We start from the raw sequence: 25,565 nt of genomic DNA on the forward strand, positions 1-25,565 counted from the left end.
ATCAGCATAACGGTATATATGCCCTGTATATTTAACGGTTTGTATACCAAAAAATATGCAGCTGAAAAGCAAACCAGAATATATACCATTCTGATTGGGGGATTGTTTTGCATATCGGAGTTTCCGATTGAAGTAAATATTTTAGATAAAATCTGTTTTTATTTTTCTTTATTTTTCCCAAACGCCTTTTGGTTAAAAGCCTTATTTAATAAGAAATTGACCGGCACAAAAATAAGTGTGGCAATAACGGTAAATTGAAGGGCTTCCCCAATTGTCGGATACATTAAAAAATAAGAAGATAACAACATAAATATAAAAAAGATACTTCCCGAAATCAATATAAATCTTCCAATATTCATAACAACTCCTATAATTATATCAATCAACCACATCAGCATAACGGATAACTTAGATAAAACACACTAAGCTATCCTATCTTGCTAACAATTAAGGCTTACCAGGCATCGCTGATTACTGCTGCGCCAAAACCGCCAACAAAACCACCGACAGCTCCCAATGCCGCACCACCGGGGCCGCCTGCAGCACCGGCAATACCGCCGCCAACGGCAGTTACCCCACCTATTGCAGCAGCTCTGCCCCAATTGACATTACCCCAATCCCAACCACCTGCAACCAAATCCAGTTCAGTCATGGTTAATTCCTGCATACCCATATTATTCACGGTCAAAGCTGTCATAGATAATACTCCTAATAAAAAAATTAATGAAATATAGATTTACCGATAATAAATATCAAACAAATCTGGTTCGTATGAGTTTCATCGACTTAATTTTGTTTCGTTTGATTAAGTTTTTTTTTGCAATAAAGAAATAAAAAAATTTAACCGTATAATCATATTATGAATATATACTTGTAGAGTGATATATAAAATATGAATATATGGCATGATCCCACCATAAAACGGCATCCGAACCATCCGATATATGTTTTTCTAAAATACCGTCATGTATCGGCAGTTATTTTTCCTATATGCCGCCAAGATGTTAACGCTTAAGTTTTTAATTTGATATCTACCATAATATTAACTTCTGAAAGTTTATTACCTTCCGCCATTTATCCGATGAATGGGCATATTTTCCTGCTGAGGCCGTCTGAAAGTTTTCAGACGGCCTCAAACCATGCGGGATTAAATTTCCCAATAGGAAAAGATAAATCAATAAACGGCCTATTTATCAAACAAACGGGCAGGCATATACTGACTGCCATTCCATGATACAGAAAGATTCAGCCATGAAACTGCCCGTTTTGTTTCTCGGCCACGGCAGCCCGATGAACGCCGTGCGCGACACGCCTTACAGCCGCAACTGGCGCCGGCTCGGCCAAGCGTTGCGGCAGCGCTACGGCGGCGAAATCCGCGCCGTGCTGGCCGTTTCCGCCCATTGGTGCACCGACGGCACCGCCGTAACCGCCATGCCCAAGCCGCGCACCATCCACGATTTCGGCGGTTTTCCGCAGGAACTGTTCGACGTACGCTATCCCGCGCCGGGCAGCCCCGAATTGGCGGCCGAAATCCGATCGCTTCTGGGCGGACACGCCGTGGCCGCCGATTTCGGTTGGGGCTTGGATCACGGCACTTGGGGCGTGTTGTGCCATGTGTTTCCCGAAGCCGATATTCCCGTGGTGCAGCTGAGCCTGAATGTGAATCTCGACGCACCTGCCCATTTCGCGCTTGCCCGCCGCTTGGCACCGCTGCGCGAACAAGGCGTGCTGATTGTAGGCAGCGGCGACATCGTCCACAACCTGCGCCTGATGGACCGGCGTGCGCCCGACGAAGCCGGCAGTGCCTACGAATGGGCGGAAAGCGCGCGCAGCTTGGTGAACGGCTGGCTGGAAAACGGCGACACGCAGGCGCTCACCGATGAGGCGGCCTACCCGCCGGCGCTGCATCTGGCCGCGCCTACGCCCGAGCATTGGTGGCCGCTGCTGTATGCCGCCGGTGCCGCCGGTGCAGACGAACCGTTGCAGATTTTCAACGACGACATCGTCGGCAAATCACTGAGCATGACTTCGGTGGTGTTCGGACACGATGCGCTGTTTGAAGCGGTGTGATGCGTTTTGATGCAACGTAAAGGTTGGGAAGCCGGTTCGGTTTTCCGCAAAACTTCAGGCCGTCTGAAACACCCGATCGCCGTCATACCCGGACGTGGTTCGAGTATCGGCCATTTTTGGAAAACAATGAGATGCCCGGGTCAAGCCCGGGCATGACGCAGGAGTTAAATCCGGCATAACTTGTAACTCCCTGAGGCCGTCTGAAATCTTCTTCAGACGGCCTGAGACCTTTGCAAAATTCTTTCCGACACCTTAAAACACTTGCGTCATGCTCGGGCTTGACCCGAGCATCTGTTTGTTTGTGAAGAAAAAGAGATACTCGGGTCAAGCCCGAGTATGGCGAAATATAAATAAATTCAGGATTAAAACGGCTTTTTGCAAAGGTCTCGGCCTGAGTGTATGCCAACCTTTATCCTATTCCACCACGATTCTCGGGAAGCGGCTGCTGAAATCTTTGCCTTTGTCGGCCACCGCCAATGCAATCTGCCAGGCGGCTTCGGTGTAGATGCCGGCGATGGCGGGCTGAGCCTGCTGCATGGCAAACGCCGTGCCGTTGTCCATCGCTTCGCGCACGGGCAGGCTCAGGGGCAGTTGGCCGAGCAGCGGCACACCGAGTTTGGCGGCCAGGTTTTTGCCGCCGTCGCTGCCGAACACGGCTTCGGCATGGCCGCAGTTGGAGCAGATGTGCACCGACATATTCTCCAGCACGCCGAAAATCGGGATATTCACTTTTTGGAACATATCCACCGCTTTGCGCGCGTCGATTAAGGCGATGTCTTGCGGGGTGGTAACCACCACCGAGCCGGTTACGGGGATTTTCTGCGACAGGGTGAGCTGGATGTCGCCGGTGCCGGGCGGCAGGTCGATGAAGAGGTAGTCCACGTCGTCCCATTCGCTTTGGAACAGCAGCTGCTGCAACGCCTGGCTGAGCATGGGGCCGCGCCACACCACCGCTTGGTCGGTGTCGACCAGAAAACCGATAGACATCACCTGTATGCCGCCTTCGGCCTGCACGGGCACCAGCTTCTGATTTTCCTGCGAAGGTTTGCCGTCGGCCACGCCGAGCATGGTGGGCTGGCTGGGGCCGTAGAGGTCGGCATCGAGCACGCCCACGCGCGCGCCCATGCGCGACATGGCGGCGGCAAGGTTGGCGGTGGTGGTGGATTTGCCCACGCCGCCTTTGCCCGAGGCGATGGCGATGATGTTTTTCACGCCCTTAATCGTGGTCACGCCGGGTTGCACTTTGTGGGTGCCGATAAGCACGTCGATACCCAAATGAACGGGCGTGCTGCCGGTGAGCGGCGTTAGGGCCGTCTGAACGCGTTCGGCCAGCTCCTGCCCGATGTGGGCAACGGGAAAGCCGAACTGCAAACGGATATGCAGGCCGTCTGAACGCGCTTCTACCTGCTGCACGGCTTTTTCGCCGCCCAGCGTGCGGGTGCTGCGGGGGATTTCAACCGCATCCAGTGCGGCTCGGATTTCTGAAATATTCATGTATGCGCCTTTGGCCATATTCCGGCAATAGATTAACGCCCGGTATTTTAGCAGAACTCGGCGCGGCCAACGGCGGTTTCAGACGGCCTGCGCCCCCTGCAAGCGCTTTCCTTTATAACTTTCCTTTATAATAACAACCGCTTCACATCAAAAAAGGATAGGAAAATGACCAAAAAAGTAGGTAACAAAGTGGTGGTTATCGGCACCGGCGCAGTGGGCATCAGCTACGCCTATTCGATGCTCAACCAAGGCCATTGCGACGATATGATATTAATCGACCTCAACCGCAAGCGTGCCGAAGGCGAAGCGCGCGACCTGCGCCACGGCGTGCCCTATGCGCTCACCCCCACTCGCATTTCGGTGGGTGGTTATGCCGACTGCTCCGATGCCGACATCGTCTGCATCTGCGCCGGCCTGCCGCAACGCCCCGGCGAAACCCGCCTCGACCTCATCGACAACAACCTCAAGATATTCCACAGCATCGTTACCGCCGTGATGGCTTCGGGCTTCAACGGCATTTTCCTGGTGGCCACCAACCCCGTGGACGTGCTCTCTTACGCCACCTGGAAATTTTCCGGCCTACCCAAAGAGCGCGTAATCGGCTCCGGCACCATTCTCGACACTGCCCGCCTGCGCGTGTGTTTAGGCAACGAATTCCAAGTTGCCCCCGTGAGCATAGACGCCATGATGATCGGCGAACACGGCGACAGCGTGATTGCCGCCTGGAGCACCGCCAACATCGCCGGCATGCCCCTGAAACAGATTCTCGAACAAGAGGCCGACGGCAAGGCCCATATGGAAAAAATCTACAACAACGTGCGCAACGCCGCCTATGAAATCATCGAAGCCAAAGGCTCCACCAGCCTCGGCATCGGCATGGGTTTGAGCCGCATATCCAACGCTATTTTGCACAACCAAAGCGTGGTGCTCACCGTTTCGACGCTGCTCGAAGGCGAATTCGGCGAACACGGCGTTTATATCGGCGTGCCCGCCGTCATCAACCGCCGCGGCGCGGTGCGTGTGATCAACAAACCGCTGGATGCCGGCGAATCGGCGCTGTTTGCCGAATCCGCCCGCCTGCTCAAAGGCTACCAGCAGAAAGTGGATGAATTTTCAGCGGCCAAGGCTGTCTGAAAAAACATCTGAAACATAGGCATCTGATGCGTGAGGCCGTCTGAAAAGTTTTTCAGACGGCCTCACGCCTTTGAGAAATTCATTTCAGCATATTAGGGAGTGTAGTCGACCGCGTTGCGGCGGTATTTTTGGTCAAAATCCGCATCTGCGGCGTTAGGTAGCATAGCGGACTTGCGAAGCTAAAATGCTCGCAAGATGTCCAATCTTGCTGCGCTTTTTGCCTTGCATCTGCGAATTTTCTCTCAAAAAACCGCTTCGCAAGCCTTCTGACTACACTCCCTAAAAATCTGCGTCATACCCGGGCTTGACCCGAGTATCTGTTATTTTTTTCGGTAATTTTAAGATACCCGGGTCAAGCCCGAGTATGACGGATGTAGTTTTCCCTAAGCCGGTTGGCCGTTAATCCGCCGCTTCGGCCGCACACACCGCCGAAGCCCACGCCCAATGGAAGTTATAGCCGCCGAGCCAGCCGGTGATGTCGGTTACTTCGCCGATAAAATAAAGGCCGCTTTGCAACCTGCTCTGCATGGTTTTCGGGTCGATTTCCTTCACACTCACCCCGCCGCGGGTGGCTTCGGCTTTTTTATGACCGTCCGAACCACTGGGCAGCAGCATCCAATTATTCAGACTATCGCCCAGCTTCTGCAACACGGCATTGGACGTGTCGGCCCATTTATGCGCGGCAAACGGCGCAAATTCGGCGCGGGCGAGCCAGAAATCGAGCAGGCGTTCGGGCAGCGCGGGGCAGAGCTGTTTCAGCGCGGTGTTGAGCTGGATTTTCCGGCCGTGCTTGCCGTCGCACAAAGCCTGCGCCAGCCGGCTCTCTGGCACTAAATCGATGTGCAGCGCCCGGCCCGGCTGCCAATAGCTGGAAACCTGCAAAATGGCGGGGCCGCTCAAACCTTTGTGGCGGAACAGCAGGTCTTCATCAAAAACAACGGCCTGTTTGCCTTCGCCCGTGGCGATGCGCACGGGCAGCGCAATGCCGGCCAGGCTGTCGAAGCCCTGTTGCGCCCAATGCTCGAAACGCAGCGGCACCAGCGCGGCTTCGGGCGGAACGATGCTGTGGCCGAACTGTTTGGCCAGCTCGTAGCCGAACGGCGTGGCGCCCACCGCAGGCACGGCCAGGCCGCCGGTGGCCACCACCAGATTGCGGCAGCGGAAAACGCCCTGATCGGTGCAGACTTCAAACCGTGCGCCTTCCGGCTCCGCCTGCAACACGCGCACCGCCGCAACGGTGCAGCCGGTGTACCAGCTCACGCCGCCGCGGGCGCACTCGTTTTGCAGCATGGCAATGATGTCTTGCGCGCTGCGGTCGCAAAACATCTGGCCTTTGTGTTTTTCGTGATAGGCGATGCCGTGGCGGTCGAGCAGGTTCATAAAATCCTGCGCGGTGTAGCGCGACAGGGCGTGGCGCACGAAGCGCGGCTGCTGCGACACATAATATTGCGAGCCGTCGCGGCCGTTGAGGTTGCGGTTGGTGAAATTGCAGCGGCCGCCGCCGGAAATGCGGATTTTCTCGCCGATTTTCACGGCATGGTCGAGCAGGGCGACGCTGCGCCCTTTTTGGCCGGTGCGCGCCGCGCACATCATGCCGGCGGCGCCTGCGCCGATAATCAGGGTGTGGAAAAAACGTTGCGGCATCATGGTTTCGGGGCGGCTCGGGAAAAAGCGGATTATATAATCAAATGCCGCGCAGGCCGTCTGAAACTTTTTCAGACGGCCTGCGGCCTTTGTAAAATTCTTTTCGATGCTTTAAACACTTGCGTCATGCTCGGGCTTGGCCCGAGCATCTTGTTGTTTGAAAAGAAACAGCAGATATTCGGGGCAAGCCTGAGTATTTTGCAAAAGTCTCCGCCTGCGGTTTTTGCAAAACCCGTATCGGTTGCCCACATTTCGGCTTGATAATATTCAGAGCCGGCCAGGATGTTCTTGTTTCAAGAAAGCGCATCTTCCTGCCGCCCCAGCAGCATGGCGTCGCCGTAGCTGAAAAAACGGTATTGCTGCTCGACGGCGTGGCGGTAGATGCTGCGGATGTGCGCCGTGCCCGAAAACGCGCTCACCAGCATCAGCAGGGTGGATTTGGGCAGGTGGAAATTGGTGATCAGGCGGTCGGCCACGTTGAAACGGTAGCCCGGGGTAATGAAAATATCGGTGTCGCCCGTGCCCGCTTTCAGACGGCCTGTTTCGCGGGCGGCCGATTCGAGCGCGCGCATCGACGTGGTGCCCACCGCCCACACGCGCCCGCCCCGCTGCTTCGCGGCTTCGACGGCGGCCACGGTTTCGGGCGGCACATCGAACCATTCGCTGTGCATTTTGTGTTCGGCGATGTTTTCCACCCGCACAGGCTGGAACGTGCCCGCGCCGACGTGCAGGGTAACTTCGGCCGTGCGCACGCCTTTGTTGCGCAGGGTTTGCAAGAGCGCGTCGGTAAAATGCAGGCCGGCGGTGGGGGCGGCCACCGCGCCCTGATGTTTGGCATACACGGTTTGGTAGCGTTCGTCGTCGCCATCGTCGGCGGCGCGTTCGATATAGGGCGGCAGCGGCAGGCGGCCGGTTTGTTCGAGAATGTCATAAACGCTGAGGGCGCCCTCGAAGCGCAGGCGGAACAGCTCCCCTTCGCGCGCTTCCATCACCGCGCGGATGCCGCCGTCGAACACCAGCACCGTGCCCGCTTTGGGCGATTTGGACGCGCGCACGTGCGCCAGCGCGCTGCTGCCGTCGAGCACGCGCTCGATTAAGGCTTCGATTCTGCCGCCGCTCTCTTTGGCGCCGAACAGCCGCGCCTTCATCACTTTGGTGTTGTTAAACACCAAAACATCGCCCTCGTTCAAATATTCGGGCAGCGCCGCAAACAGCGTGTCGGCCGGCGCCATACCGGGCAACGCAACCAAAAGGCGGCTGCCGCCGCGCTCGGCGCTGGGCTGTTGGGCAATCAAGGCTTCGGGCAGCTCGAAGTCGAAATCGGAAATGTGCATTTGGGTAGGCAAATCTGATTAACAAAGGGTGGTATTATACGCGCTTTTGGTTTCAGACGGCCTGAAACCCGCGACACGCGAAACTTATCTGCCCGCCCTCTTTCCAATCTTCACATGGAGAAATACCGGCAAAGCCAACGGAAGGAGAAACCGATGACGAATATTTTGATTATGCTGGCGCTGCTCACCGCGCCCTATCTGCTGCTGCGCCTGTCGACTGCGGCCGGCTTCGGCCCGTTTGACAGCCGCGCCGCTGCGGCTTGGGGAGCGGGTATTCTGTTTGTTTTCACCGGCACGGGGCATTTTATCCAAACCGAACAGTTCACTTGGATGCTGCCCGAATGGGTGCCGCAGCGCACTTTGCTGGTTTATGCAACAGGCGTGTTGGAATTCGCGATTGCCGCCGGCTTCTTTTTCGCCCGCACGCGCAGGTTGGCCGCTTTTGCCGCCATTACGGTTTTGATTGCGTTTTTTCCTGCCAATATTTATGCAGCCATGATGCGCATTCCGATGAGCGGCAATGCGTGGGGACCGGTTTATCTGCTGGTGCGCACACCGTTACAGGTATTTATCGTGGTTTGGATTTACCGGCTGATTGTTAAAGGGCGGTAAACACCGTTCTGAACAGGCCGAGACCTTTGCAAAAATACCTTGAGGCCGTCTGAAAAGCAAAAAAGGCGGAAACCTCCGCCTTTTTTCCAGATCGTGTCGCCGAGGGCTTATGCGCCCAAAAACCAGAATTTGGCCGCCCACGCCAGCGCCACCACCCACACCATCGGCGGCACGTCTTTGGCACGGCCGCACAAGAGTTTGATAACGGCGTAGCTGATGAAGCCCATGGCGATGCCGTCGGCAATCGAATAAGAAAACGGCATGAACACGATGGTGAGAAACGCAGGCGCGGCTTCGGTGATGTCGTTCCAGTCGATATCGGTGGCGCTGCGCATCATGTGCACGCCCACATACAGCAGCGCGGGCGCGGTGGCAAACGCGGGCACGCTCTGCACCAGCGGCGAAAACCACAAACAGGCCAGCATCAGCACGCCCACGGTAACGGCGGTCAAACCCGTGCGCCCGCCCGCCGACACGCCCGCCGCGCTTTCGATATAGGGCGTGGTGGACGACGTGCCCAAAGCCGCACCCGCCACAATGGCGGTGGAGTCGGCAAACAGGGCTTTTTTCAGGCGCGGCAGTTTGCCGTTGACCAGCAGCCCCGCACGGTGGGAAACGCCTACCAGCGTGCCGGTGCTGTCAAACAAGTCCACCAGGAAAAACACGAAAATCACGCTGATCATGCTGATGTTGAACAGGCCGTTGAAATCCATCTGCATAAAGGTGGGCGCAATGCTCGGAATCTGGCCGACCACGCCTTTAAACTCGGTTAAACCCAGCGCGGCGGCAATGCCGGTTAACGCCAAAATGGTGAGGATAATCGCGCCGCGCACGCGGAAGTAATCCAACACAATCACCATCACGAAACCCAAAAAGGTGAGCAAAACCGGCCAGTTGGGCAGCTTGGCGCCGTTTTCCTCCACATAGAAATTGCCCATTTTCACCAGCGTGGCCGGGCTGTCCACCACGATGCCCGCGCCTTTTAAGGCAATCAGGGCAAGAAACAGGCCGATACCGGCGGCAATCGACATTTTCAGGCTCATCGGCAGCGCGTTCACAATCGCTTCGCGCACTTTGAAAAAGCTGAACAAAATAAAGATGATGCCCGACATAAACACGGCACCGAGGGCAACCTGCCACGGCACGCCCATGCCTTTGACCACGGCGAAGGTAAAATAAGCGTTCAAGCCCATGCCGGGCGCCAGCGCAATCGGATAATTCGCCAGCAGCCCCATAATCAGGCAGCCGATGGCGGCGGAAATACAGGTGGCCACGAAAACCGCGCCCATATCCATGCCGGTTTCCGAAAGAATCAGCGGGTTGACGATAACGATGTAGCACATCGCCAGAAAAGTGGTCAGGCCGGCCAGCAGCTCGGTGCGCACGGTGGTGCCGTGCTCGCTGAGTTTGAACAGGCGCTCCAAGAGGCCGTTTTGCGGAATATTCATGATGGTTCTGGTTAAAAAAAGTAAAACAGGCGCGCATTATAACGGATTTACCCGAAGATTTAAGTGGTTAGCCGGAAAAGATTTTTATCATCGCCTTGCCCTCTTCTAAATTTAAGTCGCTATAGAAATACTACCATGCGGAACCGATTAAGCCCGCCCGAGCGCCCGAGGCCGTCTGAAAACGGTTTCAGACGGCCTTACCGGCCTTAACCGCCGCCACCGCCACTTTTTCCCAATTACGGAAAACTCAGCCCTTTTTCTGAGTTCTAAACGTCATGACTCCGCCAACACGATCCACCACAAAAAAAATCCTGCCCACCCTCGCCTGCCTGTCTGCCGCTGCCCTATTCTGCCTTGCAGCCGCCGCTGTTTGGGTTGCCTACAGCGACTTCAAACTGAGTAAACGGCAGCCTGCCGATCTGCAAACAGCCGACAGCGCATTGATTTTAAGCACCAAAGTTTACGAACAGGGCCGCCCCAACCCCTGTTTGGCCGCGCGTGTGGCGGCGGGAGTGGAACTATGGAAAGCGGGCAAAGTGAAACGGTTGGTGATGAGCGGCGGCATCAACCGCGATTTCCACCACGGCTCAAAAACCATGCAGGCGCTGGCCGAGCAGATGGGCGTGCCTGCCGGTGCCATCGTTCAAGAAACCGAGGCCGACGATACGTTTAAAAACATTGTTTACAGCACTCCGCTGCTGGCCGCCGACCGCAGCGTGGTGCTGGTCAGCTCCGGCTTCCATATGCGCCGCGCCGCCTGGCTCGCCGCGCGCCAGTGGCCCGACAAACACATTCAGGTTTACGCCCACCGCAACCGCTGCTACGACGGAACAGCCCGCTATTGGCTGGAAATCATCAGGGAAACGGGCGCCGTGCTGAAAAACGGGATATTGGACAGATATTGAACGGCGGTTGTTTTTGCAGCCATTCAGATACTCTGGGCAAACTCAAGCATAACAACCGTATACCGCAAATAGATCGAAGGCCGTCTGAAAATATTTTTTCAGACGGCCTGATGTGTTGGAAAAATAGGCTGAGACCTTTGCAAAAATACCCTTAAGGCCGTCTGAAATGCTTAAATACCGTCATTCCCGCGTAGGCGGGAATCCAGATGGAAATATTGAAGTATTGATTAAACAAATACTTGGATGCCAAGCGTCTGGATTCCCGCCTACGCGGGAATGACGGAGTTCAGATTTTTTAGATAGCAATTTGAATTTTGCAAAGGTCTCAGGCCGTCTGAAAATATTTTTTCAGACGGCCTGAGACCATGAATTTCAAAGAAAAATCAAATGTTTACTAACAACACCCGTTATAGTCGGGTTTAGCCCGACTATAACGGGTGTACTTTTTCTTAATACAAAAGCCCCGATCGGCCCGGAATACCGAAGCTGCCGGATTGTTCCGCCATAAAAAACACCGGCTGCTTTCGCAACCGGTGTTTGCATTTCGATGCGGCTTACTCGGCCTCTTTTACCTGTTCGGCCACTTCGGCTTCGTGGTGCGCCTGCCATGCCTGACGGCGGGTACGGTGGTAGGTCAGGCCGGTGCCCGCGGGAATCAGACGGCCGACAATCACGTTTTCTTTCAAACCGCGCAGTTCGTCCTGTTTGCCCATAATCGCGGCTTCGGTAAGCACGCGGGTGGTTTCTTGGAACGATGCGGCCGAAATGAAGCTGTCGGTCGAAAGCGAGGCTTTGGTGATACCCAGCAGCACGTTTTCGTAGCGTGCCGGCTCTTTACCGTCGGCAACGGCTTTTTCGTTGGCCAGGGTAACGTCGCTGCGCTCCACCTGTTCGCCGGTGATGAAACCGGTTTCGCCCGCATCGGCGATGTTCACGCGGCGCAGCATCTGGCGGATGATTACCTCGATGTGTTTGTCGGAAATCTTCACACCTTGCAGGCGGTAAACCTCTTGCACCTCTTGCACGATGTAGCGCGCCAGCGCTTCGATGCCTTGCAGGCGCAGGATGTCGTGGGGATCGACTGCGCCGTCGACGATGGTTTCGCCGCGGTTCACCACTTGGCCGTCGTGCACCAGAATCTGTTTCTCTTTGGAAATCAGGGTTTCGTAAGCCACGCCGTCAACGTCGGTGATAATCAGGCGCTGTTTGCCTTTGGTTTCCTTACCGAACGACACGGTGCCGGTTACTTCGGCCAGCATGCCGGCGTCTTTGGGTACGCGGGCTTCAAACAGCTCGGCCACGCGCGGCAGACCGCCGGTAATGTCGCGGGTTTTGGAAGAAGCCTGAGGAATACGCGCCAGCACGTCGCCCTTGCCCACTTCCTGACCTTCGCGCACGGTAATCACCGCACCCACGGGGAAGGCCATCGAAACGGCGGTGTTGGTGCCGGGAATGCATACTTCTTCGCCGTTTTCGTCGAGCAGTTTCACGGTCGGGCGCAGCAGTTTGGAAGTGGAGGCCGAACGGCGTTTGCCGTCGATCACCACCAGCGTGGACAAACCGGTTACATCGTCGGTTTGTTTGGCAACGGTTACGCCCTCTTCCACGTTTTCGAATTTCACCAAACCGGCGTGCTCGGTAATCATCGGGCGGGTGTGCGGATCCCAAGTAGCCAGCGTTTGGCCGGCTTTCACCGCCGCACCGTCCTGCACCAGCAGGATGGCGCCGTAAGGCACTTTGTGGCGCTCGCGCTCGCGGCCGATTTCGTCGTGAATCACCACTTCGCAAGAGCGGCCGATAACCACCAGCTCGCCTTTGTTGTTGGCCACATAACGCATCTGGCTGCTGAAGCGGGCGGTGCCGTTGGATTTGGCTTCTACCTGACTGGCAGCGGCGGCACGCGATGCGGCACCACCGATGTGGAAGGTACGCATGGTCAGCTGGGTGCCCGGTTCGCCGATAGACTGGGCGGCAATCACGCCGACGGCTTCGCCGGTGTTCACCAGTTTGCCGCGCGCCAAGTCGCGTCCGTAGCAGTGGGCACACAGGCCGTAGCGGGTTTTACAGGTAATAGGGGTACGCACCTTCACTTCGTCGATACCGGATTGGTCGATTAAATCCACCAGCTGCTCGTTTAAGAGCGTGCCCGCTTCCACCAGTGTTTCGCCGGAAGAATCCACCACGTCGGCAGCGGTTACACGGCCGAGAATACGGTCGCGCAGCGGTTCGATGACATCACCGCCCTGTACCACGGCTTTCATCACGAAGCCGTCTGAAGTGCCGCAGTCGTCTTCCACCACCACCAAGTCTTGGGTAACGTCAACCAGGCGGCGGGTCAGGTAACCCGAGTTGGCGGTTTTCAAGGCGGTATCGGCCAAACCCTTACGCGCACCGTGGGTGGCGATAAAGTATTGCAATACGGTCAGGCCTTCGCGGAAGTTGGAAGTAATCGGCGTTTCGATAATCGAGCCGTCGGGCTTCGCCATCAGGCCGCGCATACCGGAAAGCTGTTTGATCTGGGCGGCCGAACCGCGGGCGCCCGAGTCGGCCATCATGTAGATGGAGTTGAACGACTCTTGATCCACTTCGTTGCCTTCGCGGTCGATGACTTTCTGTTTGGAAAGGTTGTCCATCATGGCTTTGGCGATTTTATCGCCAGCACGGCCCCAGATATCGACCACTTTGTTGTAGCGCTCGCCGTTGGTTACCAAACCCTGGCGGTATTGGTCTTCGATTTCCTTCACTTCGCCTTGCGCTTCGGCCAGCAGGGCGGCTTTTTCTTTCGGGATTTCCATATCGTCCACGCAGATGGAGATGCCGCCTTTGGCTGCATAACCGAAACCAGTGTACATCAGGTGGTCGGCGAAAATCACGGTGTCGCGCAGGCCGCACAGGCGGAACGAGGCGTTAATCAGCTTGGAAATCTCTTTTTTCTTCAGAGCCTTGTTAATGTATTCAAACGGCAGGCCCTTGGGCAGGATTTCGCTCAGCAGCGCACGGCCGACGGTGGTTTCGTAGCGGTTGACCACCGGCTCCAGCTCGCCTTGCTCGTTGCGCTCCCACTCGCGCAGGCGCACGGTGATTTTGGTGCCCAGCTCCACCTGTTTGGTATGGTAGGCGCGGTGCACTTCTTTCACGTCGGCAAACAGGCTGCCTTCACCTTTGCCGTTGATGCGGTCGCGGGTCATGTAATACAGGCCCAATACGATGTCTTGCGAAGGCACGATAATCGGCTCACCATTGGCGGGCGACAATACGTTGTTGGAAGCCAGCATCAGCGTGCGCGCTTCCATTTGTGCTTCCAAGCTCAACGGAACGTGAACGGCCATTTGGTCGCCGTCGAAGTCGGCGTTGAACGCGGCGCACACCAAGGGGTGCAGCTGGATGGCTTTGCCTTCAATCAGAATCGGCTCGAACGCCTGAATACCCAAACGGTGCAGGGTCGGCGCACGGTTGAGCATAATCGGGTGCTCGCGGATCACTTCTTCCAAGATGTCCCAAACTTCGGGCACTTCTTGCTCCACCAGTTTTTTGGCGGCTTTCACGGTCGAAGCCAAACCCTGTTTTTCGAGTTTGTGGAAAATAAACGGTTTGAACAGCTCCAGCGCCATTTTCTTGGGCAGGCCGCATTGGTGCAGGCGCAGGTAGGGGCCGACGGTAATCACGGAACGGCCGGAATAGTCCACACGCTTACCCAGCAGGTTTTGACGGAAGCGGCCGCCTTTACCTTTGATCATGTCGGCCAGCGATTTGAGCGGGCGCTTGTTGGCGCCGGTCATGGCTTTGCCGCGGCGGCCGTTGTCCAGCAGCGAGTCGACGGCTTCTTGCAGCATGCGTTTTTCGTTGCGCACGATGATGTCGGGCGCGTGCAGTTCCAACAGGCGTTTCAGGCGGTTGTTACGGTTGATGACGCGGCGGTATAAGTCGTTCAAATCAGACGTGGCGAAACGGCCGCCGTCGAGCGGCACCAGCGGGCGCAAGTCCGGCGGCAGCACCGGCAGCACGTCCATAATCATCCACTCGAGCTTCATGCCGCTGCGCTGGAAGGCTTCCAACACTTTCAGGCGTTTGGCGATTTTTTTGATTTTGGTGTCGGAACCGGTGGATTCCAGCTCTTGGCGCAGAATTTCCACTTCGGAAGCGATATTCAGCGTGCGCAACAGTTCGCGGATACCTTCGGCCCCCATTTTGGCATCGAAATCGTCGCCGTATTCTTCGAGCTTGGTGTAGTAGTCGTCTTCGGTCAGCAGTTGGCCGCGTTGCAGCGGGGTCATGCCGGGGTCGGTAACCACATAGGCTTCAAAATACAGCACGCGCTCGATGTCGCGCAGGGTCATGTCCAACACCATGCCCAAACGCGAGGGCAGCGATTTCAAAAACCAGATGTGGGCAACGGGGGCGGCCAGTTCGATGTGGCCCATGCGTTCGCGGCGAACTTTGGAAAGGGTAACTTCCACGCCGCATTTTTCGCAGGTTACGCCTTTGAATTTCAGGCGTTTGTATTTGCCGCACAAGCATTCGTAATCTTTTACCGGGCCGAAGATTTTGGCGCAGAACAAACCGTCGCGCTCGGGTTTGAAGGTGCGGTAGTTGATGGTTTCGGGTTTTTTCACTTCGCCGTAAGACCACGAGCGGATGGTTTCGGGTGAGGCGATGCCGATTTTGATGGCGTCGAATTCCTCTTCCATACCGGCGGATTGCAGCGGATTGAACAGGTTCATTAAATTCATTTTGGCTCCTTAGAAGGAAGTATTTTTTGCAGCAATACGGATATTCTGATTCGGGTTGCACGCCCGGGCTTTTCAGACGGCCTGTACCGCCCATGCGGTTTTTTCACGCTGTTTTGCCGATGCGGCACAGCGGATTGCCGGTCCGGCCCGGTTTGGCCTGCGTGCTGTTTTCAGACGGCCCCTGTGTTTTTCAGGCCGTCTGAAAACCTGTTGCTCAATAGCGTTCCAAATCAATATCCAAACCCAGCGAACGGATTTCTTTAACCAATACGTTGAAGGATTCGGGCATACCGGCATCGATTTTGTGCTCGCCTTTAACAATGTTTTCATACATTTTGGTACGACCGGTTACGTCGTCGGACTTCACGGTCAGCATCTCTTGCAGCGTGTAGGCGGCGCCGTAGGCTTCGAGCGCCCACACCTCCATCTCACCGAAACGCTGGCCGCCGAACTGCGCCTTACCGCCCAACGGCTGCTGGGTAACGAGGCTGTACGGGCCGGTCGAGCGGGCGTGCATTTTCTCGTCAACCAAGTGGTGCAGTTTCAGGTAGTGCATCACGCCGACGGTAACTTTGCGGTCGAACGCTTCGCCGGAACGGCCGTCGTAAAGGGTGATTTGGGTTTTGCTGTCGTTAAAGCCGAGTTTCTGAACTTCAGGGTCTTCGTTCGGGTAGGCCAAATCCAACATGCTGTAAATTTCGTTTTCTTTGGCACCGTCGAACACCGGCGAAGCAAAAGTAGCACCGCGTTTCAGGTTGGCGGCCAACGCCAGGATTTCGTCGTCGCTCAACTCGTCGAGGTTTTCCTGTTTGCCGCTGCCGTTATAGAGCTGGTTCAGGAAGGCGCGGATTTCACTTGCTTGGCGCTGCTCGGCCAGCATACGGTCGATACGCTCGCCGATGCCTTTCGCCGCCCAACCCAAGTGCACTTCGAGAATCTGGCCGATGTTCATACGGCTCGGTACGCCCAGCGGGTTCAACACGATGTCCACGGGGCGGCCGTCGGCCATGTAGGGCATGTCTTCCACCGGCAGAATGCGCGATACCACACCTTTGTTACCGTGGCGGCCGGCCATTTTGTCGCCGGCTTGCAGGCGGCGTTTGATGGCGATAAACACTTTCACCATTTTTTGCACGCCGGGTTGCAATTCGTCGCCCTGGGTCAGCTTTTTCTTCTTGATTTCATACAGTTCGTCGGCTTCTTCGCGTTTTTGCTGCAGGCTGACTTTAATCAGCTCAAGCTGCTTGGCCAGCGATTCGTCGCTCATGCGGATGTCGAACCAGTCGTGCTTGCTCGGCAGTGAAGCCAGATATTCGGCGGTGATTTCGCTGCCTTTGGCCAGCTTCAACGGGCCGCCGTTGGCTTTTTGGCCAACAATCATGCGCTCGATACGGCTGAAAGCGTCGTTGTCGAAAATACGCAGCTGGTCGCTCAAGTCTTGGCGGTAGCGTTTCAGCTCGGCATCGATAATCGACTGGGCGCGTTTGTCGCGCTGGATGCCTTCGCGGGTAAACACCTGCACGTCGATTACGGTGCCGCTCATGCCGGTGGGCATACGCAGTGAGGTGTCTTTCACGTCGGATGCTTTTTCGCCGAAGATGGCGCGCAGCAGTTTTTCTTCGGGGGTAAGCTGGGTTTCGCCTTTGGGGGTCACTTTACCCACCAGCACGTCGCCCGCCTCCACTTCGGCACCGATATACACGATGCCCGATTCGTCCAAACGGTTCTGCATACGCTCCGACAGGTTGGGAATATCGCGGGTAATGTCTTCCGCGCCCAGTTTGGTGTCGCGCGCCACCACGTTCAGCTCTTCGATGTGGATGGAGGTGTAGCGGTCGTCGGCGGCCACTTTTTCTGAAATCAGAATCGAGTCTTCATAGTTGTAACCGTTCCACGGCATGAAGGCGATGGTCATGTTCTGACCCAAAGCCAGTTCGCCCAAATCGGTGGATGCGCCATCGGCCACCACGTCGCCGCGTTGCAGCACGTCGCCCGCTTTAACCACGGGGCGCTGGTTGATGTTGGTCGATTGGTTGGAACGGGTGAATTTCACCAGATTGTAGATGTCCACACCCACTTCGCCGGCAGTGGCTTCGTCGTCGTGTACGCGCACCACGATACGGTTGGCGTCCACATATTCCACCACACCGCCGCGGCGGGCCACGATGGCGGTGGCCGAGTCAACGGCTACCGAACGCTCGATGCCGGTGCCCACCATCGGTTTTTCGGGGCGCAGGCACGGCACGGCTTGACGCTGCATGTTCGCACCCATCAAGGCGCGGTTGGCGTCGTCGTGCTCCAAAAACGGAATCAGCGAGGCGGCCACGGACACTACCTGGCCGGTTGCCACGTCCATATATTGCACGCGGTCGGCGGTGGCCATAATGGTTTCGCCTTTTTCGCGGCAGGTAATCAAATCGCCGGTTAAGCGGCCGTCTGAATCCAATTCGGCGTTGGCCTGTGCAATCACATAGCGGCCTTCTTCAATGGCCGACAGATAGTCGATTTCGTCGGTAACCTTGCCGTCCACCACGCGGCGGTAGGGGGTTTCCAAGAAACCGTATTCGTTGGTGCGGGCAAATACCGACAGCGAGTTGATCAAACCGATGTTCGGGCCTTCGGGCGTTTCAATCGGACACACGCGGCCGTAGTGGGTCGGGTGTACGTCGCGCACCTCGAAACCTGCGCGTTCGCGGGTCAAACCGCCCGGGCCGAGCGCCGATACGCGGCGTTTGTGGGTGATTTCCGACAACGGGTTGGTTTGGTCCATAAACTGGCTCAACTGGCTGGAGCCGAAGAATTCTTTGATGGCGGCGGAAACAGGTTTGGCGTTAATCAAATCGTGCGGCATCAGGTTTTCCGATTCCGCTTGGTTCAAACGCTCTTTCACGGCACGCTCCACACGTGCCAAGCCGCTGCGGAACTGGTTTTCGGTCAATTCGCCTACCGAACGCACGCGGCGGTTGCCCAAGTGGTCGATGTCGTCCACTTCGCCGTGGCCGTTGCGCAGCTCGACCAAAGTGGCGATGGAAGCCACGATGTCTTCCACGCTCAGCACATAGCCGCCTTTTTCGGCCGCACCGGCAAAGGTTTGGTTCAACAAACGGCCATACCATGATTCGGCCTGCGCTTCGCTCAGTTTCTGCTCGTAGGTGCGGGTGTTGAATTTCATACGGCCTACGCGCGACAAATCGTAGCTGTCTTCATTGAAGAACAAACGGTTGAACAACAGCTCCACCGCCTCTTCGGTGGGCGGCTCACCCGGGCGCATCATGCGGTAAATCGCCACGCGCGCGGCCTGTTGGTCGGCGGTTTCGTCGGTACGCAGGGTGTTGGAAATATAACCGCCCTGATCCAATTCGTTGATATACAGGGTTTCGATTTTCTCGATGCCATGTATATCGAATTTTGCCAGCAGCTCTTCGGTGATTTCGTCATTGGCCACAGCCAGCACTTCGCCTGTGTCGGGCACGATTAAATCGGTCGCCAACACTTTACCCAACAGGCTTTCGGGATCAACGTCCAAGCGGGTCAGACCGGCATTGCTGATATCGCGGATATTTTTGGCGGTAATGCGTTTGCCTTTGGCAACCAATACGTTGCCTTCTTTATCAACGATATCGAGTTTGGCAGTTTCGCCTTTCAGACGGCCTGCGATCAAATCGGTTTGCACGCCGTTTTTAGAAAGATAGAAAGTTTCTTTGTCGTAGAAAGTATCCAGAATCTGCTCGTTGTTATAGCCCAAGGCTTTCAGCAGAATGGTTACCGGCATTTTGCGGCGGCGGTCGATACGGAAATACAGCAAGTCTTTCGGATCGAACTCGAAATCCAGCCAAGAGCCGCGGTAGGGAATAATACGCGCAGAAAACAATAACTTACCGGAAGAGTGTGTTTTGCCGCGATCGTGCTCGAAAAACACGCCCGGCGAGCGGTGAAGCTGCGACACAATCACACGTTCGGTACCGTTGATCACAAACGAACCGCTGGGTGTCATCAACGGGATTTCACCCATATACACCTCGTTTTCACGCACTTCTTTTACCGTAGGCTTGGAAGATTCCTTATCCAAAATTACCAAACGGATGCGTGCGCGCAACGGAGCAGCATAAGTGATGCCGCGCAACTGGCATTCGGGAATATCAAATAGCGGCTCACCCAAGGTGTAGTGCACGAATTCCAAACGCGCATAACCGTTGTGGCTCACAATCGGGAAAATAGAGTTGAAGGCCGCCTGAAGGCCGTCATCGTTGCGCTGGTCGAACGGTTTGTCCAACTGCAAAAATTTGGAATAAGAATCCAGCTGAGTTGCCAGCAAAAACGGCACGTCCAATACATTGGCCCGTTTGGCAAAACTCTTACGGATACGTTTTTTCTCGGTAAAAGAATAACTCATAGAAAACTCCAGAATAGGGAGGGCTTTTTAAATCAAGATATTGAAGCTGCCGAAAACTCGGCAGCAATCGGAAATCGGGCGGTTGCGTATTCAAGCAGTTTTGCAAAATGACCGCACCTCAAAATATTTACATTTATTTTCAATGAAAACAGTAGCCAAGTGTTAATGAATGTAAATATTCTGTTTTTCATCAATAAAAAGCAAAACAAGGCTGGCAAAATCTGCCAGCCTTTATTCGCCACAACGGGATTATTTGATTTCGACTTTCGCGCCGGCTTCTTCCAGTTGTTTTTGGATGTCTTCAGCTTCAGCTTTAGAAACACCTTCTTTAACGGTTTTGGGTGCGCCGTCAACCATGTCTTTGGCTTCTTTCAAGCCCAAGCCGGTGATTGCACGAACCACTTTGATTACGCCAACTTTTTGGTCACCGGCAGAAGCCAGGATCACGTCAAACTCGGTTTTCTCTTCAGCGGCAGCACCGGCAGCGGCACCGGCAGGGCCGGCAACAGCAACGGCAGCAGCAGAAACGCCGAATTTTTCTTCAAAAGCTTTAACCAAGTCGTTCAGTTCCATAACGGTCAAAGAACCAACTGCTTCCAAAATGTCTTCTTTAGTAATAGCCATGCTATTTAAACTCCAAATATTGTATTAAAAATTTTAATCGAAACAAAATGCTTAAGCGGCTTCTTCAGCAGCTTTTTTCTCAGCCAGGGCAGCCAGCGCGCGGGCAAAGCCTGAAACAGGCGCCTGCATAACGAACAGCAGTTTGGACAACAGCTCTTCGCGGCTCGGAATAGATGCCAACTCGGCTACTTGGGCAGCGTTCAACACGTCGCCATTGTAAGAACCGGCTTTGATAATGATTTTGTCGTCTTTTTTCGCGAATTGATGCAGCACTTTTGCAGCGGCCACGGCATCTTCAGAAGCGGCATAAACCAGCGGACCAACCATTTGGTCTGCCAAACCGGCAAATGAAGTACCTTCTACTGCGCGACGGGCCAATGTGTTTTTCAGAACGCGCAGATACACGCCTTCTTTACGGGCATTGGCACGAAGCTCTGTCATGCTGGCAACACTGATACCGCGATATTCGGCAACCACCAGAGTTTGTGCATTGGCAATCGCTGCACTAATCTCTTCAACGGCCACCTTCTTGGTTTCAATATTGAGACTCAAGGTCTACCTCCCACTGTTAAACAAAGAAATACAAACGTATTTCACCAGCGCGGCAACCTAAAAAGACATTTCACAAGAAATACTTGATTATTCGATTCAGGACTACCGTCTGCGTAGGGCTGTTACGATTAAATCTTGCGATCCCTACGGTCTTGGACATCTACTTAAAAATTAAGTAGCCCAAATTCAGACGGCCTATACTTTAACAGCCGCATAGGCCGTCTGAAAATTTTTAGCTGTTTACGCTTGAAGTATCAACGCGCACGCCCAAACCCATGGTGCTGGACACAGCCACTTTACGCAAATATTGGCCTTTGGCCGCAGCAGGTTTGGCTTTCACGATAGCGTCCAACAAAGCATCGAAGTTTTCGCGCAAATCAGCCTCGGCAAAGGAAGCACGGCCAATGGTAGCGTGTACGATACCTGCTTTATCGGTACGGTATTGCACTTGGCCTGCTTTGGCATTTTTTACTGCTTCGGCCACATTCGGCGTTACGGTGCCCACTTTCGGGTTCGGCATCAAACCGCGGGGACCCAAAATCGTACCCAGCTGACCGACAATACGCATAGCATCGGGAGAAGCAATCACCACATCGAAATTCAGATTGCCTTTTTTCACTTCTTCGGCCAAATCTTCGAAGCCTACTACATCTGCACCGGCCGCTTTAGCTGCGTCGGCATTTGCGCCTTGGGTAAATACAGCAACACGCGTTACCTTACCGGTACCTTTGGGCAATACAACCGAACCACGGATAACTTGGTCTGATTTACGGGGATCCACACCCAAATTGAAAGAAACGTCAACAGACTCATCGAATTTCGCAGTGGCAGCCTGCTTCACCAAAGCAATCGCCTCATCAATCGCATACAGCTTGTTGGCTTCTACGGAGGCACGCAATGCTTTCAAACGTTTGGAAATCTTAGCCATTACACACCCTCCACATCCAAGCCCATAGAGCGGGCGGAACCGGCAATCGTACGAACAGCAGCATCCAAGTCGGCAGCTGTCAGATCGGGTTCTTTGGTTTTTGCAATTTCTTCCAACTGTGCGCGGGTTACTTTACCCACTTTGTTGGTTAACGGATTTGAACTGCCTTTTTGCAAACCTGCTGCTTTTTTCAGCAAAATGGTAGCAGGCGGGGTTTTCATCACAAATGTGAATGATTTGTCTGCAAATGCGGTGATCACCACAGGAATCGGCAAACCCGGCTCCATAGATTGAGTCGCGGCATTAAATGCCTTACAAAACTCCATGATGTTCAAACCGCGCTGACCCAACGCCGGACCAACCGGAGGAGAGGGGTTAGCTTTACCTGCAGGAATCTGCAGTTTGATGTAACCAATAATTTTCTTTGCCACTTTAAATAGCTCCTAATAAACGGGTATAGCGCGAAAAAGTTTCGCTCCCCAAAAAACAGATCGAATATTATACTTTGTAAAAAATATAATATCAATCTGTTTGCCAACAATTTAACCGACAGCTACTGGATTTTTTCCACTTGGTTAAATTCAAGCTCGACAGGTGTTTCCCTGCCGAAAATCTGCACTGACACACGCAGCTTGTTACGCTCGTAATTGACTTCTTCAACGATACCGTTAAAGTCGGCAAACGGGCCTTCATTTACCCGAACCTGCTGACCGACTTCAAATTCAACCTTAGGTTTCGGCTTTTCGACACCGGTTTGGACTTGTTGCAAAATAGCATCAACCTCTTTTTGCGAAATCGGCATCGGGCGGTTAGCAGTTCCACCGATAAAACCGGAAACCCTGGGCGTACTTTTTACCAAATGCCAGGAATCATCGGTCATTTCCATTTCAATCAGTACATAACCGGGAAAAAACTTACGCTCACTAATGGTTTTGCGACCGTTTTTAATATCAACTACCTCTTCCACCGGCACAAGAATCTGCCCGAAGTAGTCACCCATATTTTCACGCGCAATACGCTCTTTCAAAGTTTTTTGCACGTTTTTCTCAAAGCCGGAATAAGCCTGCACAACATACCAACGTTTAGACATTTTTATCCCCTCTTCAACAACAAATCAAAAAACAACCATGAAATCAAACTATCTACCGCATAGATAAACAGTGACAACACAGCTACAAAAACCACAACAAAAAATGTCATCCGAACAGCATCTTTCCGGGGAGGCCAGACAACTTTTTTAAATTCGGCAACCGAATCACGCACATAAGCAATCAAACGGCGTCCGAAGTCGCACCAATAAAACACTATTAACAAGCCTGCAATCACACCGGCCACAGGAAACAACGCCCGCACATATACCGATAAATTCTGCACGCCATAAAAAGCCCACAACCCCACCGCAACCAATGCGACTGCGATTGCCAGCTTGAAAATATCAGCCCCTTTGGAACCGGAACCATGATGATGCTCAGATAACTTACTCTCCGTCCGCACAAGCCGGCCGGGCTTTTCTTCCTTATCCTGCGGTATATTTTCAGCCATCTCTTTTCCAATATTTAGTGAAAGGCAGCAGTACAGCCTTCCGTTACATCAAACAGCAACCCAAACAAACAAAACATATTTGCTTGAAATTATCAGCCATAAAACAATGACCCGTTTTAAATGGTAAAAAATTAACCGGCACAAAGGCCGGTTAATTTTTTATTGGCAGGCCAGGAGGGTCTCGAACCCCCAACCCTCGGTTTTGGAGACCGATACTCTACCAATTGAGCTACTGGCCTCTAATAATTAAGCAATGATAGAAGATACCACGCCTGCACCTACGGTGCGGCCGCCTTCGCGAATCGCAAAACGCAAACCGTCTTCCATGGCGATCGGCGCAATCAGTTCTACGGTGATGGTTACGTTTTCACCCGGCATTACCATTTCTACGCCCTCTTCCAAAGTTACCGCGCCGGTAACGTCGGTGGTGCGGAAGTAGAATTGCGGACGGTAGTTTGCGAAGAACGGAGTGTGGCGGCCGCCCTCTTCTTTGCTCAACACATACACTTCTGCTTTGAACTTGGTGTGCGGGGTGATGGAACCGGGCTTGGCCAATACTTGGCCGCGCTCTACTTCTTCACGTTTGGTGCCGCGCAGCAGTACGCCTACGTTGTCGCCGGCTTGGCCTTGATCCAGCAGCTTGCGGAACATTTCCACACCGGTACAGGTGGTTTTTTGGGTGGCTTTCAGACCGACGATTTCGATCTCGTCGCCTACGTTGATGATACCGCGCTCTACACGGCCGGTTACCACGGTGCCGCGGCCGGAAATTGAGAATACGTCTTCAATCGGCAGCAGGAAGGGTTTGTCTACGGCACGCTCGGGCGTGGGGATGTAGCTGTCCAAAGCGGCGGCCAGTTCGAAGATTTTTTCTTTGTAAGCGGCATCGCCTTCCAAGGCGCGCAGGGCGGAACCTTGTACGATCGGGCAGTCGTCGCCGGGGAAGTCGTAGCTTGACAGCAGGTCGCGGATTTCCATTTCAACCAGCTCCAGCAGCTCGGCATCGTCAACCATGTCGCATTTGTTCATGAATACGATGATGTAGGGTACGCCTACCTGACGGGCCAGCAGGATGTGTTCGCGGGTTTGCGGCATAGGGCCGTCGGCAGCGGATACCACCAGAATCGCGCCGTCCATTTGGGCGGCACCGGTAATCATGTTTTTAACGTAGTCGGCGTGGCCCGGGCAGTCTACGTGGGCGTAGTGGCGGCCTTCGGTTTCGTATTCTACGTGTGAGGTGTTAATGGTGATGCCGCGGGCTTTTTCTTCCGGGGCATTGTCGATTTGGTCGTAGCCTTTAGCCTGACCGCCGAATTTTTCGGCCAGAATGGTGGTCAGTGCGGCAGTCAAAGTGGTTTTACCATGGTCAACGTGACCGATGGTGCCAACGTTTACGTGCGGTTTGCTCCGCTCGAATTTTTCTTTAGCCATGGCAATTTTCCTATTCCTAAAGCTTTAAGTTTGGGTGAATGAATGGATTGGTGCCCATGGGCAGAATTGAACTGCCGACCTCTCCCTTACCAAGGGAGTGCTCTACCCCTGAGCTACATGGGCTGATTTTTTTGGAGCGGGTGAAGGGAATCGAACCCTCACCGTAAGCTTGGAAGGCTTCTGCTCTACCATTGAGCTACACCCGCTTACTGTATTTCTCTGCTCCAAGTTTGATTGGATTTTTGGTGGAGGGAGAAGGATTCGAACCTTCGAAGCTTACGCAACAGATTTACAGTCTGCCCCCTTTGACCGCTCGGGAATCCCTCCAAAAAGAGAAACGCAATATTAGAGACTTCTCAAAACCCCGTCAAGATGATTTTTGCGTTTTTTTATTAATTAATCTTAACGCGGTAATTTTAAATAAATTTATTTTTGTTCAGACGGCCTCCGAACGGTTTACTTTTCTGCAACAATCCGTTCGTATTTTGCCTGCAACTCTTCAGGGCTTTCGGGATTTTCTTCGTCGATCAGAATGCAGTCCACCGGGCACACTTGCTGGCATTGAGGCTCGTCGTAGTGTCCGACGCATTGCGTGCAGAGATTGGGGTTGATTTCGTAAATTTCCTCCCCTTGCGAAATGGCGTCGTTGGGGCATTCCGGCTCGCAGACATCACAGTTAATGCACTCATCCGTAATAAAGAGCGACATTTTTTTTCCTTTAAAA

Annotated in this window: 19 protein-coding genes, 4 tRNA genes and 1 pseudogene; 4 read left to right on the forward strand and 20 right to left on the reverse strand. The window is 54.2% G+C overall.

From position 1 onward, the window contains the following. Positions 1-158: 158 nt before the first annotated feature. Positions 159-359 carry a hypothetical protein gene (locus tag H3L92_RS10670; RefSeq protein WP_143824363.1) on the reverse strand — a complete coding sequence of 67 codons (201 nt, stop codon included), beginning with the start codon at positions 357-359 and terminating at the stop codon, positions 159-161. A gap of 95 nt (positions 360-454) precedes the next feature. Beyond that, positions 455-697: a hypothetical protein gene (locus H3L92_RS10675; protein ID WP_085366684.1), complete on the reverse strand. Its 243-nt coding sequence runs from the start codon at positions 695-697 to the stop codon at positions 455-457. Between the two features lie 554 nt (positions 698-1,251). On the opposite strand from H3L92_RS10675, the gene ygiD reads away from it, so the two are divergent. Continuing rightward, positions 1,252-2,070, forward strand: a complete 819-nt coding sequence (gene ygiD, locus H3L92_RS10680; protein WP_085366683.1) for a 4,5-DOPA-extradiol-dioxygenase — start codon at positions 1,252-1,254, stop codon at positions 2,068-2,070. Positions 2,071-2,484: 414 nt separating this feature from the next. On the opposite strand, the gene apbC is transcribed toward ygiD, so the two are convergent. Then, on the reverse strand, positions 2,485-3,564 hold the full coding sequence (gene apbC / locus H3L92_RS10685) for an iron-sulfur cluster carrier protein ApbC (protein ID WP_085366682.1): 1,080 nt from the start codon (positions 3,562-3,564) through the stop codon (positions 2,485-2,487). A gap of 165 nt (positions 3,565-3,729) precedes the next feature. Here apbC and H3L92_RS10690 point away from each other — a divergent pair, with 165 nt between their 5' ends. After that, entirely contained in the window at positions 3,730-4,698 is a 969-nt protein-coding gene (locus tag H3L92_RS10690) for an L-lactate dehydrogenase (protein WP_085366681.1), read from the forward strand. 399 nt (positions 4,699-5,097) lie between these two features. On the opposite strand, the gene H3L92_RS10695 is transcribed toward H3L92_RS10690, so the two are convergent. Next, positions 5,098-6,345 carry a BaiN/RdsA family NAD(P)/FAD-dependent oxidoreductase gene (locus tag H3L92_RS10695; RefSeq protein ID WP_085366679.1) on the reverse strand — a complete coding sequence of 416 codons (1,248 nt, stop codon included), beginning with the start codon at positions 6,343-6,345 and terminating at the stop codon, positions 5,098-5,100. A 290-nt stretch (positions 6,346-6,635) separates the two neighbouring features. Further along, the gene (gene queA / locus H3L92_RS10700) at positions 6,636-7,676 is read right to left on the reverse strand and encodes a tRNA preQ1(34) S-adenosylmethionine ribosyltransferase-isomerase QueA (protein WP_085366677.1); all 1,041 of its coding nucleotides are present in this window, start codon (positions 7,674-7,676) and stop codon (positions 6,636-6,638) included. Positions 7,677-7,829: 153 nt separating this feature from the next. On the opposite strand from queA, the gene H3L92_RS10705 reads away from it, so the two are divergent. Continuing rightward, positions 7,830-8,288: a DoxX family protein gene (locus H3L92_RS10705; protein WP_085366675.1), complete on the forward strand. Its 459-nt coding sequence runs from the start codon at positions 7,830-7,832 to the stop codon at positions 8,286-8,288. Positions 8,289-8,395: 107 nt separating this feature from the next. Here the strand turns inward: H3L92_RS10705 and H3L92_RS10710 are convergent, their stop codons facing one another. Then, entirely contained in the window at positions 8,396-9,736 is a 1,341-nt protein-coding gene (locus H3L92_RS10710; protein ID WP_115336234.1) for an NCS2 family permease, read from the reverse strand. A gap of 275 nt (positions 9,737-10,011) precedes the next feature. On the opposite strand from H3L92_RS10710, the gene H3L92_RS10715 reads away from it, so the two are divergent. After that, a complete protein-coding gene (locus tag H3L92_RS10715; protein ID WP_085366671.1) occupies positions 10,012-10,641 on the forward strand; it encodes a YdcF family protein in 630 nt (209 codons plus the stop codon). Positions 10,642-11,195: 554 nt separating this feature from the next. On the opposite strand, the gene rpoC is transcribed toward H3L92_RS10715, so the two are convergent. From rpoC to H3L92_RS10785, 14 genes and pseudogenes are all read right to left on the reverse strand, one after another. Further along, positions 11,196-15,371 (reverse strand): DNA-directed RNA polymerase subunit beta', encoded by a 4,176-nt coding sequence (rpoC, locus tag H3L92_RS10720; RefSeq protein WP_085366669.1) that lies wholly within the window; start codon positions 15,369-15,371, stop codon positions 11,196-11,198. Positions 15,372-15,585: 214 nt separating this feature from the next. After that, entirely contained in the window at positions 15,586-19,764 is a 4,179-nt protein-coding gene (gene rpoB / locus H3L92_RS10725) for a DNA-directed RNA polymerase subunit beta (protein WP_085366667.1), read from the reverse strand. Between the two features lie 249 nt (positions 19,765-20,013). Beyond that, the gene (rplL, locus tag H3L92_RS10730; RefSeq protein ID WP_085366665.1) at positions 20,014-20,388 is read right to left on the reverse strand and encodes a 50S ribosomal protein L7/L12; all 375 of its coding nucleotides are present in this window, start codon (positions 20,386-20,388) and stop codon (positions 20,014-20,016) included. Positions 20,389-20,439: 51 nt separating this feature from the next. Then, on the reverse strand, positions 20,440-20,940 hold the full coding sequence (gene rplJ / locus H3L92_RS10735) for a 50S ribosomal protein L10 (protein ID WP_085366664.1): 501 nt from the start codon (positions 20,938-20,940) through the stop codon (positions 20,440-20,442). Between the two features lie 232 nt (positions 20,941-21,172). Next, the gene (gene rplA, locus H3L92_RS10740) at positions 21,173-21,868 is read right to left on the reverse strand and encodes a 50S ribosomal protein L1 (protein WP_085366662.1); all 696 of its coding nucleotides are present in this window, start codon (positions 21,866-21,868) and stop codon (positions 21,173-21,175) included. Further along, the gene (gene rplK, locus H3L92_RS10745) at positions 21,868-22,299 is read right to left on the reverse strand and encodes a 50S ribosomal protein L11 (RefSeq protein WP_085366660.1); all 432 of its coding nucleotides are present in this window, start codon (positions 22,297-22,299) and stop codon (positions 21,868-21,870) included. Before rplK ends, rplA begins: the two co-directional genes overlap by 1 nt. A 122-nt stretch (positions 22,300-22,421) precedes the next feature. Then, a complete protein-coding gene (gene nusG / locus H3L92_RS10750; RefSeq protein WP_085366658.1) occupies positions 22,422-22,958 on the reverse strand; it encodes a transcription termination/antitermination protein NusG in 537 nt (178 codons plus the stop codon). A 2-nt stretch (positions 22,959-22,960) separates the two neighbouring features. Next, positions 22,961-23,128, reverse strand: a pseudogene (gene secE / locus H3L92_RS13435) (preprotein translocase subunit SecE); the annotation flags it as partial. Positions 23,129-23,573: 445 nt separating this feature from the next. Next, positions 23,574-23,649, reverse strand: a tRNA-Trp gene (locus H3L92_RS10760). A gap of 7 nt (positions 23,650-23,656) precedes the next feature. Continuing rightward, positions 23,657-24,841: an elongation factor Tu gene (tuf, locus tag H3L92_RS10765; protein WP_115336235.1), complete on the reverse strand. Its 1,185-nt coding sequence runs from the start codon at positions 24,839-24,841 to the stop codon at positions 23,657-23,659. Positions 24,842-24,889: 48 nt separating this feature from the next. Beyond that, positions 24,890-24,964 (reverse strand) — tRNA-Thr (locus H3L92_RS10770). 9 nt (positions 24,965-24,973) lie between these two features. Continuing rightward, positions 24,974-25,047: transfer RNA gene (locus H3L92_RS10775), tRNA-Gly, on the reverse strand. 37 nt (positions 25,048-25,084) lie between these two features. Continuing rightward, positions 25,085-25,168 (reverse strand) — tRNA-Tyr (locus H3L92_RS10780). A 129-nt stretch (positions 25,169-25,297) separates the two neighbouring features. Beyond that, a complete protein-coding gene (locus H3L92_RS10785) occupies positions 25,298-25,549 on the reverse strand; it encodes a YfhL family 4Fe-4S dicluster ferredoxin (RefSeq protein ID WP_085366979.1) in 252 nt (83 codons plus the stop codon). Positions 25,550-25,565 lie beyond the last annotated feature (16 nt).

Source organism: Neisseria dentiae, from assembly GCF_014055005.1.
Taxonomy (GTDB): domain Bacteria; phylum Pseudomonadota; class Gammaproteobacteria; order Burkholderiales; family Neisseriaceae; genus Neisseria; species Neisseria dentiae.

Bases quoted from the DNA above. Each gene is read 5' to 3' on its own strand.
- ygiD (WP_085366683.1), top strand. From the start codon at position 1,252: ATGAAACTGCCCGTTTTGTTTCTCGGCCACGGCAGCCCGATGAACGCC.
- rpoC (WP_085366669.1), bottom strand. From the start codon at position 15,371: ATGAATTTAATGAACCTGTTCAATCCGCTGCAATCCGCCGGTATGGAA.
- nusG (WP_085366658.1), bottom strand. From the start codon at position 22,958: ATGTCTAAACGTTGGTATGTTGTGCAGGCTTATTCCGGCTTTGAGAAA.
- H3L92_RS10710 (WP_115336234.1), bottom strand. From the start codon at position 9,736: ATGAATATTCCGCAAAACGGCCTCTTGGAGCGCCTGTTCAAACTCAGC.
- rplA (WP_085366662.1), bottom strand. From the start codon at position 21,868: ATGGCTAAGATTTCCAAACGTTTGAAAGCATTGCGTGCCTCCGTAGAA.
- H3L92_RS10785 (WP_085366979.1), bottom strand. From the start codon at position 25,549: ATGTCGCTCTTTATTACGGATGAGTGCATTAACTGTGATGTCTGCGAG.
- apbC (WP_085366682.1), bottom strand. From the start codon at position 3,564: ATGAATATTTCAGAAATCCGAGCCGCACTGGATGCGGTTGAAATCCCC.
- H3L92_RS10695 (WP_085366679.1), bottom strand. From the start codon at position 6,345: ATGATGCCGCAACGTTTTTTCCACACCCTGATTATCGGCGCAGGCGCC.
- rpoB (WP_085366667.1), bottom strand. From the start codon at position 19,764: ATGAGTTATTCTTTTACCGAGAAAAAACGTATCCGTAAGAGTTTTGCC.
- H3L92_RS10690 (WP_085366681.1), top strand. From the start codon at position 3,730: ATGACCAAAAAAGTAGGTAACAAAGTGGTGGTTATCGGCACCGGCGCA.
- H3L92_RS10670 (WP_143824363.1), bottom strand. From the start codon at position 359: ATGAATATTGGAAGATTTATATTGATTTCGGGAAGTATCTTTTTTATA.
- queA (WP_085366677.1), bottom strand. From the start codon at position 7,676: ATGCACATTTCCGATTTCGACTTCGAGCTGCCCGAAGCCTTGATTGCC.
- H3L92_RS10715 (WP_085366671.1), top strand. From the start codon at position 10,012: ATGACTCCGCCAACACGATCCACCACAAAAAAAATCCTGCCCACCCTC.
- rplL (WP_085366665.1), bottom strand. From the start codon at position 20,388: ATGGCTATTACTAAAGAAGACATTTTGGAAGCAGTTGGTTCTTTGACC.
- H3L92_RS10705 (WP_085366675.1), top strand. From the start codon at position 7,830: ATGACGAATATTTTGATTATGCTGGCGCTGCTCACCGCGCCCTATCTG.
- tuf (WP_115336235.1), bottom strand. From the start codon at position 24,841: ATGGCTAAAGAAAAATTCGAGCGGAGCAAACCGCACGTAAACGTTGGC.
- H3L92_RS10675 (WP_085366684.1), bottom strand. From the start codon at position 697: ATGACAGCTTTGACCGTGAATAATATGGGTATGCAGGAATTAACCATG.